The following is a 787-nucleotide window of genomic DNA, read 5'->3' as shown; positions in this document are numbered from 1 at the left end:
GGTCAAGTCCGGTGGTGTGGTGTATGAGGGGTGATCCTTCAAGCGTGTAATTCTGGGTTATGCGGCGAGGGCTTCGATGGTCTGTGGTGGCACCTCCTCGGTGGTGTCGGTGCCGAGCTGTTGGGCGTGTTGGAGGACCTCGAGGTTCATGTATCGGCGGCCTTCGGCCCATTCATCGTGCTGCTCGGCCAGCACGGCGCCGACTAGGCGGATGATGGCCTCGCGGTTAGGGAAGATCCCGACCACATCGGTGCGGCGGCGGATCTCCTTGTTCAGCCGCTCGTTGGGATTATTTGACCAGATCTTGCGCCAGGCCTCTTTGGGGAAGCTAGTGAAGGTCAGGATGTCTTCGCGGGCCCCGGCCAGGTGGTCGGCGACCTTGGGGTGTTTATGGTCCAGGGCCTCGACGACACGGTCGAACTGGGCGTGTACTTCCTGGGCATCGGGCTGGTCATAGATGCTGTGCAGCAGAGTCTTCACCCAGGGCCAGGATGCCTTGGGGGTAGTGGCCATCAGGTTGGCCGCATAGTGTGTCCGGCACCGCTGCCAGGCTGCACCGGGTAAGGTCGCAGCGATCGCGGCCTTCAACCCAGCGTGGGCATCAGAGGTCACCAGCTTCACTCCACTAAGGCCCCGGGCGGTCAGGTCGCGGAAGAAGGACAGCCAGCCGGCCCCGTCCTCGGCGGTGCTGACCTGGATGCCGAGGATCTCGCGGTGGCCATCGCGGTTGATGCCGGTAGCCACCATCGCGTGCACCGGGACCACACGGCCGGACTCACGGACTTTG

At 63.9% G+C, this 787-nt stretch carries 1 protein-coding gene; it reads right to left on the bottom strand.

Annotated features, from left to right (window positions below):
* Positions 1-57 precede the first annotated feature (57 nt).
* Positions 58-787 (bottom strand): IS256 family transposase (locus tag HGQ17_RS14860; RefSeq protein WP_168888733.1); only part of this gene is annotated, 730 nt, incomplete at its 5' end.

The organism is Nesterenkonia sedimenti, from assembly GCF_012641515.1.
Classification (GTDB): Bacteria; Actinomycetota; Actinomycetes; order Actinomycetales; family Micrococcaceae; genus Nesterenkonia; species Nesterenkonia sedimenti.
This window is presented reverse-complemented; position numbering and strand designations above follow the sequence as displayed.